We start from the raw sequence: 12,742 nt of genomic DNA, 5'->3' as shown, positions 1-12,742 counted from the left end.
CGAGTCTCCTCCTCTTTTTTTTCAGGCTTCTATAGAAACAACGATAAGGAAAAGGGGAATTACAATGGAAATCGCAGACATTCGTAACGAATTATCAAAAATGAGCAAGGTGCTCGACGACTTTAGGGGGTCTCTTTGACCTTGCTGCCAAAGAAGAGCGTATAGCAGAACTGGAAGAAAAAATGACGTACCCGGACTTTTGGGACGACCAGAACCATTCGAAAAAAGTCATTGACGACGTGAATGGTTTAAAAGAAACGGTCCATGGTTTTAAAGAGCTCGAAGAGGAGCTTGAAAACCTGGAAGTGTCGTACGGCCTCGTCAAAGAAGAGCCGGAAGAGGATTTAAAAAAAGACCTGGACGACGGCATGAGTGCCCTGCGCCGGGCGATCAGTGATTATGAGCTGCAGATGCTCCTCAGTGAACCGTATGATGAAAATAACGCGATCCTGGAGCTGCATCCAGGCGCGGGCGGCACCGAGTCCCAGGACTGGGCTGCCATGCTGCTGCGGATGTACAAGCGCTGGGCGGACCTGCGTCACTTTTCCGTCGATATGCTCGACTACCAGCCGGGCGACGAAGCCGGCGTGAAAAGCGTGACGCTTCTCATCAAAGGACGCAACGCCTACGGCTACCTGAAAGCGGAAAAAGGGGTGCACCGCCTCGTACGGATTTCGCCGTTTGATTCTTCCGGACGCCGCCACACGTCGTTTGTTTCGTGTGAAGTGATGCCGGAAATGGACGACGATGTAGAAATTGAAATCAACACCGAAGATTTAAAAATAGATACGTACCGCGCGAGCGGTGCCGGCGGACAACACGTCAACACGACCGATTCCGCTGTCCGGATTACCCACCTGCCGACCAATGCAGTCGTCACCTGCCAGAACGAACGCTCCCAGATCAAGAACCGCGAGCAGGCGATGAAAATGCTGAAAGCGAAGCTCTACCAGTTGAAGCTGAACGAACAGCAGGAGGAAATTGATGAAATCCGCGGCGAACAGATGGAAATCGGCTGGGGCAGTCAGATCCGTTCGTATGTGTTCCACCCGTATAATATGGTCAAAGACCACCGCACCAATTTTGAAGTCGGCAATACCGGCGGCGTGATGGACGGAAAAATAGATCCCTTTATTGATGAATACCTGCGTTACAGCATGAAAGCATAAAGGAGGACATTGGATATGGATTTAGGGCTGAAAGGAAAAGCCGTAGTAGTACTGGCTTCGAGTAAAGGACTTGGGTTTGCAACCGCCTCTTTGTACGCAGCTGAAGGTGCGAACGTTATGCTTGCCGGTCGCACCGAAGACAGCCTTGAAGAAGCGGCTGCCGCTGTAAAAGGAGAAGGTTCCGTATACTGGCAGGTGTGTGACGTGACCAGGCCGGAGGACATTAAGCAGCTGATGAAAGAAGCAGAGATGAAGCTGGGCGGCATTGATGTGCTGATCAATAACACCGGCGGGCCGCCGGCGGGCGACTTCGAAGACATGGAAGATGAAGACTGGCAGTATGCGTTTGAGCTGACGCTGTTCAGCTATATCCGTGCCATACGGGCTGCACTGCCGCTTCTCAAAAAAAGCAGGGGGCGGATCGTCAATATTGCCTCTTCTTCGATTAAACAGCCGGTCGATCACCTGCTGCTGTCCAATACGTTCCGCTCCGGCATTGCCGGTTTTTCCAAAAGCCTGGCGATCGAATTTGCGCCGCACGGCATCTTAATTAATACCGTCGGTCCGGGAAAAATAGAAACCGGCCGGATGAGAAGCCTGCTTGAAAAGAATGCCTCCCGACAGGGCGTGGCGGTTGAAGAAGTGAAAGAAAAAAGCGAAGCCGCGATTCCACTTGGGCGTTTCGGCATGCCGGAAGAGTTTGCCAGGCAGGTCGTGTTTCTCGGTTCGCCGGCCAATACCTATACAACCGGCCAGATCCTTCTCGTCGAAGGCGGAGCGGTCAGCGCTTATTAGTTCATGAAGATCCCCTGCGTTTTTATTATAGAAAAGCAGGGTATAAAGGAAGCAATAAGACAATTGAATAGAGAGGGGTATTATTATGAAAAAAGCATTGCTGGCTGTTGCAGGAGGATCCATGTTTATGCTTGCAGCCTGTGGCGGAGGAGGCGGCGACGAAGAAGATACGACGGCGGCTCCGGAACAGCTTTATCAGCAGAGCTGTGCGACTTGTCATGGGGAAAACCTGGAAGGCAATAATGGCCCGGCACTCGATGGCGATCTCGATGAAGGCCACGTACTTACGATGATTGAAAACGGCGGCGACGGCATGCCGGCTGGATTATTGGAGGGCGCGGAAGCAGAAAGTGTTGCAACCTGGGTTGCTGAGCAGTAGTATATAAGTAACGGTTAAAGAATGGAGAGGCCTCTCTCCTTCTTTTTTTGTTTACTTACCAGGTATTTAGACCTGATCTTTACCTCCTTTTTCATCCTCTGCTTTCCCACACGCATTTCTTTCCCGTAAGAAACCCAATGTTGCAACGTACGCAGTATGTATTTTAAAAAGAGGTGAGGCGCTATGTAAGATGAGCGGCGTATTAAGTATGGCCATTGTTCCTTCGTCCAGTAAAAAATAGGAAGTGACTGCATGGAAAAACGAATCTCCTGCTTTAAACCAAAGGGTCCTTTAAAAAACACAGCGCTGCATAAAAAACGGATCTGCTTCACCACCGCCGCGGTCTGCCTGTTTGTTTTTGCCGGGCCGGAGCCTGCCGCAGGGAAAAAGGTTATTGTCCGCCCGCCGGTACCGGCAGAGCATGTAAAAACAGAAGCGGCGGTGTTTTTCGGTTCGGCGGTTTCGGTCCAATCCTTTTCCACCCCTGTCACAGCAGAAGAGTCCTCCGGATTTGTCCGTCCGGCAACCGGCCGGGTCACGTCGGAATATGGTCCGCGTAACGGCCGTATGCATCACGGTATTGATATCGGGCGGGGCGGGCGCATCAATGTCCCTATTACAGCCGCAGCCGCCGGTACGGTAGTGGAAGCCAAATACCGCAACGGGTACGGCAATACCGTGATGGTATCCCATAGGATGAATGGCAGGGAGATGATGACGCTTTATGCCCACCTTGCGTCCATCGGTGTGACAGCCGGCCAGACAGTAGACCAGGGAGATACACTCGGCCTAATGGGTAATACAGGCGCTTCGAGAGGGCCGCACCTTCATTTTGAAATTCATGAAGGCTTCTGGGATACGCAGAAATCCCGTTCCGTGAACCCGCGTAAATATGTTACTTTTTAAGCAGAAAGAGAGACTGTCCCAAAATTTACTCTGTAGACTGTATTCTTCGTTTTACCAATAATAAGAGAAGCCAGACGAAAACCCTCGTATTCCTTCCAAAAGGAATACGAGGGTTTTTACATACAGCGAGGGTCCTTTCTTTTGACAACAGGGTAAAACAAAACCATAAAAAAGGACCAGGCGGGGACTCAGGCAGACCAGCCATCGGTGAAGATAAAGAGGTCGACCTTTTCCTCTTTAGCTGAAGCATGGCCTGCCGAAAGCTTCCACCTGGATAAACCTCTGCCTTTTTTTAGATTCTGATAGAGGTGTTTCATTTTTTAACAGTCCGTTTAGGACAGCCCCGCTCTTTTGTTAAGTAAGAATAGCCTTCAATGCTTCAACAACCGTAAACACATCCTCATCGGTGCTGAACGGTCCGAGGCTGAAGCGGACAGATCCTGCACCTTCCTTGTCTGTCAATCCGAGTGCGCGGAGCGTCGCGGATAATTCAACTGAGCCGCTGTGGCAGGCAGCGCCGGTGGAGGCAGCCAGAAACGGCATCTGCTGGAGAAGGTCCTGCCCGGTGATGCCGGTAAAGCGGACATGAAGCGTGTTGGGAAGCGTATGCACCGGATGGCCGTTACGGTGCACTCTTAGCGGGAAGTTCTGCTGCAGCAGTTCCCAGAATAAGTCGCGCCGCCGTTTTACCGCGGTCATATCAAAGGAAGCCGCATCCGTGCAGGCTTCACCGAGCGCGGCGGTAAACAGTACATTTTCCGTCCCGGCCCGACGTCCTTTTTCATGAGGAGCCCCGTGCAGAAGCGGCGGGAGAGCTGCTGTTTTTCGCATATATAATGCGCCTATACCTTTCGGGGCATATATTTTATGACCGGCTATCGTTAAATAGTCAACGCCGAGCTCATCGACATTGACAGGTACTTTGCCGAGCGACTGGGAAGCGTCGCTATGAAACGGAATCCCAAACCGGTGTGCTATTTCGCTGATTTCTTCAATCGGCTGGAGGGTTCCCGTCTCGTTATTGGCATGCATGACGGAAATGAGCGCCGTGTCTTCGGTAATAGCAGCTTCAATATCGAACGGATGAACACGGCCGAAAGAATCTGTTCCGACATAAGTAACGGACGCTCCCTGCTTCTCCAGATACCGGCACGGTTCCAGTATGGCGGGGTGTTCAATCGTCGTCGTAATAATATGGCACGGTTTTGTTCCGCAGCGCTCAAATATCCCTTTTAGCACATGGTTGTTCGCTTCGGTTCCGCCGCTCGTAAATATAAGTTCGTCCGGATCGGCTCCAATAAAGGCAGCCACACGCGTCCGTGCGGTCTCAACCGCCTGTTTCGCTTCGGTTCCAGCCCAGTGGGAGGCGGAAGGGTTGCCGTAGGAACGCTTCATCCAGTAGGAAAGAACGTTTTTTACATTGGGGGAAAGCGGAGTGCTGGCATTGTAATCCATATAAACCTGATGCATGATAGATCCCGCCTTTCTATAATATCTAGTATTCATATTTTAGCATACGCCCTGCAGGCAGATATCTGGAAAGTGGGGATATTTTCATTTGTTACATGCTTCTTTCATGCTAGAATAAAGGAAGTATGTTCATCGTAATGGAGGATACATAGACCGGCCGGCGCGAATACTGCAAAGACAGCACCCACAGCACATAATGGAGTGGATTATATATGGGATGGAATAAAAAAGCGGCCGCGGCGCTCACAGGAGCTGCGCTGGTCGTGGGAGCAGGAGGCGTCGTTATAGGCGCCAATCTGCCGGGTACCGGTTCTGGTTCATCCGGCAGCACGAACCAGGCCTCTACCGGAAATGGACACATGGAAGACATGGAGCGGTTCGAGCAGGTGTATAACACAATCAGTGAAGATTACATGGATGAAGTGGACTCCGGCCAGCTGATGGAAGGAGCTATGGAAGGAATGATCGAAGAACTGGGCGATCCCCATTCCTCCTACATGAATCAGGAAATGGCAGATGAATTTACCCAGTCGCTGGAATCTTCTTTTGAAGGAATCGGGGCAGAAGTCAGCCTCGTGGATAATACCGTCACAATTGTGGCGCCATTCAGGGATTCCCCGGCGGAACAGGCAGGCCTGCAGCCTAACGACCAGGTGCTCGAAGTTGACGGGGAGTCGACGGAAGGTGAAACCCTTAACGAAACGGTACTCCGCATCCGCGGCGAGCAGGGGACGGAAGTTACGCTTACCGTGCAGCGCTCGGGAAGCAGTGAACCTTTTGATGTTGTAGTCGAGCGTGATGAGATTCCTGTAGAAACCGTACAATCTGAAATCATAGAAGAAGACGGCGTCCAGGTCGGTCATCTTGCGTTAACCTCTTTCGGAGAGAGTACGGCTTCTGAATTTGAAGAACAGCTTGCCTCTCTGGAAGAAGAAGGCATGGAGGCGCTCGTTATCGATGTGCGCGGCAACCCGGGCGGCTTTTTAAATGCCGTGGAGGAAATAGGTGAGCTCGTTATCGCAAGCGACAAGCCGCTCGTGCAGATTGAAGACCGCAATGAGCAGGTGGAGGAATTTACGAGTGATCTTTCCGAACCGAAAGACTATCCAATTGTCGGGGTGATTGATGAAGGAAGTGTTTCTGCTTCCGAGATTCTGGCAGGTGCCTTAAAAGAAGCCGGCGGCTATGACCTGGTCGGCCAGAAGACGTACGGAAAAGGAACCGTTCAGCAGTCGATGGAGCTTGGGGACGGCAGTCAGCTGAAGCTGTCGATGTTTAAATGGCTCACACCTGACGGAAACTGGGTGGACGGCGAAGGCGTAGAGCCAACAATCGAAGCCGAACAGCCTGATTACTTTACTTCTGCGGCACTTGATCCAGAGAATCCATTGGAACCCGACCAGGTAGGCGAAGAAATCGAAACCGCCCAGTCGATGCTGCAGGGACTCGGCTATGAGCCGGGCCGCTCCGACGGGTATTTCAATGAGGAAACCGAAGCAGCCGTACAGGCTTTCCAGGAGGAAGAGGATCTGGAAGCAAGCGGCATTATTGATGAGGAGACAGCAGAAGCGCTGAACCAGGCCCTGCTCGAAAATATCCGTGATCCGGAAAACGACGATCAGCTTGAGCGTGCCCTGCAGGAAGCAGCCGAGCAGTCATCTGAATAAACAAACTGCAGGCAGGGCGTGTCCTGCCTGTTCTTTTCTTCATGAATACAGAAGGTTTACCAACTAAGTCAAAGGATAGGAAAGGAAGGTGCTTCATTGGACTGGACAATGTGGTTATGGGAAATAGCGAGGGCCATTGGCTGGTTTTTCGCCAACCCTCTTACATATGTGATTATCGGAGCGGCACTATTGATAGGTTCGAAAAGAGTAAAACAGGAACGGAAAGATTTTAAAACGAGGCTGTACCCACCGCTTTATGATGTGCTTGTTTCTGTCGGGCCGGGCATTCTTTACGGCCTGCTTATATCGGTGCTGATTCTTATTTCAGGGCTTTTCGTGCCATTGGAAGTACTTGTCCTGGCAGGGCTGTTATGGATTCTGTTTATTGTCACAGGTCTCCTGCGCTTTGCCACACCGGCTCACGTGTTTGGACTGAGCCTAATAGCCGCGTATGTGGTTCCGCTTGTCTGGAACCCGTCCAGCGGCTTCTGGGGCGGCGTGGTATCGTCCCTGGAAGCAGCGGACCTGCGTCCGGTGCTCGTACTGATCGCACTGCTCGTTCTCGGAGAAGGGCTGCTTCTGCTTCGCACAAAGCGCCATCATACTTCTCCATATTTGTTTAAAACCCCGCGCGGAAAATGGCAGGGGGCCCACCGCTTAAAGCGTGTATGGCTGCTTCCTGCATTTATTCTCGTACCGGGAGACGCGCTTCAGGCCGCAGGCTGGTGGCCGTTGTTTCCTATAGAAGGAACCGGGCTGTCGCTGCTGTTGTTTCCGTTTGCTGCTGCCCTCAAGCTGAATATTATCGGAAGCGTTCCCCAGCAGGCGGTCCGCCGTACCGGCGGGAAAGTGCTGCTGTGGGGGTTTGTTCTTGCCGCCGCGGCCGGTGCCGGCTACCTGGTGGATTATCCGGTCTACATTGCCGCTGCAGCGGCGCTTCTCGGAAGAGAGTGGATTACCTGGTCCCAGAAGCGTCTGGAAACATCCAGCCGGCCGATTTATACCGTGCCGGACCGCGGCCTGCGCGTAGCGGGCATCCTTCCTTACTCCCCGGCTGAGAAAATGGATATCAAGCCGGGTGAAATTATTACGAGAGTAAACGGACAGACGGTTACGAATGAAAATGACCTGTATCAGGCAATTCAGCTCAATTCCGCCTACAGCAAAATCGGCGTCGTCGACCTGAATCAGGAGCTGCGCTATACGCAGATTGCCGTTTATGCAAACGAACATTACCTGCTTGGCTTATTGCTTGTAAAACAAGAGTAGGATGCTTATACTTTATAGAACCAGACGAAAAGACCATCTTCCGAAGATGGTCTTTTACGTCTTTAAGAAACGAACGTGCATTCGTTTTTTGCGTTTGGAAACCGCATATATGTGGTATAATAGAGCAGACTAATAGACGGGAAATAAAGAATAATATAGGAATATGGAGGCGGAGCACGCCATGAGCGAAGCATTTGAATTAGTATCCGAATACAAGCCGGAAGGCGATCAGCCGAATGCCATAAAAGCATTAAATAAAGGACTCCGTGAAGGGAAAAAGTATCAGACGCTGCTCGGAGCGACAGGAACGGGAAAGACATTTACCGTGTCGAATGTCGTGCAGGAGATTAAGAAGCCGACTCTGGTTATTGCCCACAACAAAACGCTGGCGGGCCAGCTGTACAGCGAATTCAAAGAACTCTTTCCGAACAACGCGGTGGAGTATTTTGTCAGTTACTATGATTACTATCAGCCGGAAGCCTACATTCCGCAGACCGATATGTTTATTGAAAAAGATGCCAGCATTAATGATGAAATTGATAAGCTCCGCCACTCCGCTACAAGCTCCCTGTTTGAGCGTGAGGATGTAATCGTTGTTGCAAGTGTGTCGTGCATTTACGGACTTGGTTCCCCGGAAGACTACCGGGACCTTGTGCTGTCGCTCCGCAAAGATATGGAAATGGAGCGCAATGAGCTGCTGCGCCGACTCGTCGATATTCAATACGACCGCAACGATATAAACTTTGTACGCGGAACGTTCCGCGTACGCGGCGATGTGGTGGAAATTTTCCCGGCGTCCCGTGATGAACAGTGCATCCGCGTGGAATTTTTCGGGGATGAAATTGACCGTATTACAGAAGTGAATGCACTTACAGGGGAAATCAACGGAGAACGCAGCCACGTCGCGATTTTTCCAGCCTCCCACTTCGTAACAAGAGAAGAAAAGCTTAACAAAGCGATTATCAATATAGAAAAAGAGCTCGAGCAGCAGCTGGCCGTATTCCGGTCCGAAGATAAACTGCTGGAAGCACAGCGGCTCGAACAGCGGACGAGGTACGATATCGAAATGATGCAGGAAATGGGATTCTGTTCCGGAATTGAAAACTACTCCCGTCACCTCACGTTCCGCAACCCGGGAGATTCACCGTATACCCTGCTTGATTTCTTTCCGGACGATTTTCTCATCGTTGTTGATGAGTCCCACGTCACGCTGCCTCAAGTGCGGGGCATGTACAACGGGGACCGGGCGAGAAAAGAAGTGCTCGTCAACCATGGTTTCCGTCTGCCGTCGGCCATGGACAACCGTCCGCTCAAGTTTGACGAATTTCAGGAACGCATTCATCAGGCGCTGTTTATCTCTGCGACTCCCGGAGCGTTCGAAGAAGAACATACGCCGGAAATGATTGAACAGATTATCCGTCCGACCGGTTTAATTGATCCGACAATCGACATCCGTCCGATTGAAGGGCAGATTGATGACCTGATAGGTGAAATCAACGAACGGGCTGCGAGGAATGAGCGCGTCCTGATCACAACGCTCACAAAGAAAATGTCGGAAGACCTGACCGATTATTTAAAAGAAGTCGGGATCCGCGTGAAGTATCTGCACTCTGATATAAAGACGCTGGACCGCATCGACATTGTCCGGCAGCTGCGCATGGGGCACTTTGATGCGCTCGTAGGGATTAACTTATTAAGAGAAGGGCTCGATATTCCGGAAGTATCGCTCGTTACCATTCTCGATGCAGATAAAGAAGGATTCCTGCGTGCCGAGCGTTCATTGATTCAGACGATGGGACGGGCTGCACGAAATGCCAACGGGCACGTCATCATGTACGCCAACCGAATTACAAAATCGATGGATATTGCTATATCCGAAACGAACCGGCGCCGCGAAATACAGCTGGCGTATAACGAAGAGCACGGCATTACGCCGAAAACGATCCAGAAATCCATCCCGGCATTAATTAAGGCGACTATTGTGACCGAAGATGGGGAAGAAGTGGAACAGGTACCAATGCTTTCGAAAATGAACAAAACCGAACGCCGGAAATATGCAGATGAGCTTGAGGCGGAAATGAAGCAGGCAGCAAGAGACCTGCAGTTTGAACGGGCCGCCGAGCTTCGTGACCTCGTTCTTGAATTAAAAGCGGAAGGATAGATAGAATGGCACTGGAAAATTTACAAATAAAAGGCGCACGCTCCCATAATCTAAAGAACGTGGATATTACGATCCCAAGAGATAAATTGATTGTATTTACAGGACTGTCGGGCTCAGGGAAATCCTCCCTGGCTTTTGATACGATATATGCGGAAGGGCAGAGACGTTACGTAGAATCGCTCTCCGCTTATGCCCGCCAGTTTCTCGGGCAGATGGACAAGCCGGACGTGGACTCTATTGAAGGGCTCTCTCCGGCCATTTCCATTGACCAGAAAACAACAAGCAAAAACCCCCGTTCCACCGTAGGAACGGTTACGGAAATTTATGACTACCTGCGGCTGCTGTTTGCCCGTATTGGCCGTCCGGTTTGTCCAAACCACGGGATTGAAATTGCCTCCCAGACTGTTCAGCAGATGGTGGACCGTATGATGGACTATCCGGAACGGACGAAAATGCAGATTCTCTCCCCGCTTATTTCGGGACGCAAAGGCGAGCATGTGAAAGTGCTTGAAGACCTGAAAAAAGAAGGTTATGTTCGTGTTCGTGTGGATGGAGAAATGCGTGAAGTCAGCGATGAGATTAAGCTGGAAAAAAATAAAAAGCACAGCATCGAAGCTGTTATTGACCGGGTCGTTATTAAAGCCGATGTAGAAACAAGGCTTGCCGACTCATTAGAAACGGCCCTTCGTCTTGGAGACGGCCAGGCAAAAATTGATGTCATTGGGGAAGAAGAACTGTTGTTCAGCCAGCATCATGCCTGCCCGCAATGCGGATTTTCCATCGGCGAGCTGGAGCCGCGCCTGTTTTCCTTTAACAGCCCGTTTGGCGCCTGTCCGTCATGCGACGGTCTTGGAACAAAGCTGGAAGTGGACAGAGAACTGGTAATTCCCGATCCGGATCTGACGTTAAATGAGCATGCGATCGCCGCATGGAAACCGACCAGTTCCCAGTACTATCCACAGCTGCTTGAATCGGTATGCCGCCACTTTGGCATTAAGATGAACGTCCCGGTCAAGAAAATCCCGGAAAAGAAAATGGATATTCTGTTAAACGGAAGCACAGAGGAAAAAATGACGTTCCGGTATGAAAATGACCGGGGCGGGGTAAGAGAGCGCAAGATTTATTTTGAAGGCGTGCTGGAAAACATCAACCGCCGTTATCATGAAACAAGCTCCGACTACATCAGGGAGCAGATGGAACAGTACATGACGAGCAAGCCCTGCCCTACCTGCAAAGGCCACCGCCTCCGTAAAGAAAGTTTGTCGGTGAAAATTAACGATCACCACGTCGGCCAGGTAACCGATATGAGCATAAAGAACGCAATGGAATTTTTCGGCGAATCTCTTCATTTAACAGACAAAGAAAAAGAAATTGCGAACATGATTCTCCGCGAAATCGAAGAACGCCTCGGCTTCTTAAACAACGTCGGGCTTGATTACCTGACGCTGAGCCGTGCAGCGGGCACGCTTTCCGGCGGGGAAGCGCAGCGTATCCGCCTTGCCACCCAGATCGGTTCTTCCTTGATGGGTGTACTTTATATACTCGATGAGCCGTCGATCGGCCTTCATCAGCGCGATAACGACCGCCTGATTGCCACCCTGCAGCGCATGAGGGATCTTGGCAATACGTTAATTGTTGTCGAGCATGACGAAGACACGATGCTTGCCGCTGATCATATCGTTGATATCGGTCCGGGGGCAGGCATGCACGGCGGTTATATTATTTCGGAAGGCACGCCGGAAGAAATTATGGCAGACGAGAACTCCCTGACCGGCCAGTATTTATCCGGTGCACGATTTATTCCGCTGCCGGCTGAACGCCGGAAGCCGCAGGACCGCTGGCTGAAAATTAAAGGCGCCTCCGAAAACAATCTAAAGCGGGTAAATGCTGACTTTCCACTGGGACTGTTTACCGCTATTACAGGCGTTTCCGGTTCCGGGAAAAGTACGCTGATTAATGATATCCTCTACAAATCGGTGGCTCAGAAGCTTTACAAAAGCAAGCACAAGCCGGGTGCCCATAAATCGGTGGAAGGACTCGATCAGCTGGAGAAAGTAATCGATATTGACCAGTCTCCGATCGGCCGTACCCCGCGTTCCAATCCGGCCACGTACACCGGTGTGTTTGATGATATCCGCGACGTATTTTCGATGACGAACGAAGCGAAGCTGCGCGGCTACAAAAAAGGACGCTTCAGCTTTAACGTGAAGGGAGGCCGTTGTGAAGCCTGCCGCGGCGACGGAATTATCAAAATTGAAATGCATTTCCTCCCCGACGTGTACGTGTCCTGCGAAGAATGCGAAGGCAGACGGTACAACCGGGAAACGCTTGATATTAAGTACAAAGGAAAAAACATTGCCGATGTGCTGGAGATGACGGTGGAAGAAGCCGTGGACTTCTTTGAAAACATTCCCAAAATTAAACGAAAGATCCAAACGTTATATGACGTCGGATTGGGGTATATAAAACTAGGGCAGCAGGCAACGACGCTCTCCGGCGGAGAAGCACAGCGTGTGAAACTTGCGTCCCAGCTTCATAAACGATCCACCGGCAAATCGCTCTACATTCTTGACGAACCGACTACCGGGCTGCACGTGGACGATATCGACCGCCTGCTGAAAGTACTGCAGCGTCTCGTAGACAACGGCGATACCGTCCTGGTTATTGAACACAATCTGGACGTTATTAAAACGGTGGATTATATTGTGGACCTCGGCCCGGAAGGCGGAGACAACGGCGGTATGATCGTCGCAAAAGGAACGCCGGAAAAAATAGCCAAAGTAGAGGAATCCTACACCGGCTATTATTTAAAACCGATTCTCGAACGGGAAGAAGAACGAATGAAAACCCGCCGTCTCCAGGCGGACCGGGTCGCAGAAACTTCTTCCTGAGTACCATCTTATTAAGATGAAACGTCCCTGCAGGT

At 51.0% G+C, this 12,742-nt stretch carries 9 protein-coding genes; 8 read left to right on the top strand and 1 reads right to left on the bottom strand.

The features are described 5' to 3' along the window. Positions 1 to 64 precede the first annotated feature (64 nt). The 4 genes from prfB to AC5W2J_RS00285 all read left to right on the top strand — a co-directional run bounded on the left by prfB (position 65) and on the right by AC5W2J_RS00285 (position 3,249). Positions 65 to 1,169 (top strand): peptide chain release factor 2 gene (gene prfB / locus AC5W2J_RS00300; protein ID WP_496057479.1). Its coding sequence is split into 2 segments (ribosomal slippage): positions 65 to 136 and positions 138 to 1,169, totalling 1,104 coding nucleotides; the frame shifts between segments, so codons are not numbered across the junction. Between the two features lie 15 nt (positions 1,170 to 1,184). Next, a complete protein-coding gene (locus AC5W2J_RS00295) occupies positions 1,185 to 1,964 on the top strand; it encodes an SDR family oxidoreductase (RefSeq protein WP_496057478.1) in 780 nt (259 codons plus the stop codon). Between the two features lie 85 nt (positions 1,965 to 2,049). Then, complete coding sequence (locus tag AC5W2J_RS00290) at positions 2,050 to 2,343, top strand: c-type cytochrome (RefSeq protein ID WP_496057477.1); 294 nt, start codon at positions 2,050 to 2,052, stop codon at positions 2,341 to 2,343. A 252-nt stretch (positions 2,344 to 2,595) separates the two neighbouring features. Beyond that, positions 2,596 to 3,249, top strand: a complete 654-nt coding sequence (locus AC5W2J_RS00285) for a M23 family metallopeptidase (protein ID WP_496057476.1) — start codon at positions 2,596 to 2,598, stop codon at positions 3,247 to 3,249. 354 nt (positions 3,250 to 3,603) lie between these two features. On the opposite strand, the gene AC5W2J_RS00280 is transcribed toward AC5W2J_RS00285, so the two are convergent. Beyond that, positions 3,604 to 4,719 carry a cysteine desulfurase family protein gene (locus AC5W2J_RS00280; RefSeq protein WP_496057475.1) on the bottom strand — a complete coding sequence of 372 codons (1,116 nt, stop codon included), beginning with the start codon at positions 4,717 to 4,719 and terminating at the stop codon, positions 3,604 to 3,606. A 212-nt stretch (positions 4,720 to 4,931) separates the two neighbouring features. Here AC5W2J_RS00280 and AC5W2J_RS00275 point away from each other — a divergent pair, with 212 nt between their 5' ends. The 4 genes from AC5W2J_RS00275 to uvrA all read left to right on the top strand — a co-directional run bounded on the left by AC5W2J_RS00275 (position 4,932) and on the right by uvrA (position 12,707). Continuing rightward, entirely contained in the window at positions 4,932 to 6,386 is a 1,455-nt protein-coding gene (locus tag AC5W2J_RS00275) for a S41 family peptidase (protein WP_496057474.1), read from the top strand. Positions 6,387 to 6,482: 96 nt separating this feature from the next. Next, positions 6,483 to 7,655, top strand: a complete 1,173-nt coding sequence (locus AC5W2J_RS00270) for a PDZ domain-containing protein (protein ID WP_496057473.1) — start codon at positions 6,483 to 6,485, stop codon at positions 7,653 to 7,655. A gap of 181 nt (positions 7,656 to 7,836) precedes the next feature. Then, positions 7,837 to 9,816 carry an excinuclease ABC subunit UvrB gene (uvrB, locus tag AC5W2J_RS00265; protein WP_496057472.1) on the top strand — a complete coding sequence of 660 codons (1,980 nt, stop codon included), beginning with the start codon at positions 7,837 to 7,839 and terminating at the stop codon, positions 9,814 to 9,816. Positions 9,817 to 9,821: 5 nt separating this feature from the next. Continuing rightward, positions 9,822 to 12,707 carry an excinuclease ABC subunit UvrA gene (uvrA, locus tag AC5W2J_RS00260; RefSeq protein WP_496057471.1) on the top strand — a complete coding sequence of 962 codons (2,886 nt, stop codon included), beginning with the start codon at positions 9,822 to 9,824 and terminating at the stop codon, positions 12,705 to 12,707. The last annotated feature ends 35 nt before the right edge of the window (positions 12,708 to 12,742 follow it).

This window comes from Sinobaca sp. SA16-1 (genome assembly GCF_059510515.1).
The sequence above is the reverse complement of the archived record's forward strand: the minus strand, read 5'-3'. Positions and strand labels throughout refer to the sequence as shown.

Excerpts from the sequence above, each read along its gene's own strand:
- AC5W2J_RS00295 (WP_496057478.1), top strand. The coding sequence starts at position 1,185 with ATGGATTTAGGGCTGAAAGGAAAAGCCGTAGTAGTACTGGCTTCGAGT.
- AC5W2J_RS00290 (WP_496057477.1), top strand. The coding sequence starts at position 2,050 with ATGAAAAAAGCATTGCTGGCTGTTGCAGGAGGATCCATGTTTATGCTT.
- AC5W2J_RS00285 (WP_496057476.1), top strand. The coding sequence starts at position 2,596 with ATGGAAAAACGAATCTCCTGCTTTAAACCAAAGGGTCCTTTAAAAAAC.
- AC5W2J_RS00280 (WP_496057475.1), bottom strand. The coding sequence starts at position 4,719 with ATGCATCAGGTTTATATGGATTACAATGCCAGCACTCCGCTTTCCCCC.
- AC5W2J_RS00275 (WP_496057474.1), top strand. The coding sequence starts at position 4,932 with ATGGGATGGAATAAAAAAGCGGCCGCGGCGCTCACAGGAGCTGCGCTG.
- uvrB (WP_496057472.1), top strand. The coding sequence starts at position 7,837 with ATGAGCGAAGCATTTGAATTAGTATCCGAATACAAGCCGGAAGGCGAT.
- uvrA (WP_496057471.1), top strand. The coding sequence starts at position 9,822 with ATGGCACTGGAAAATTTACAAATAAAAGGCGCACGCTCCCATAATCTA.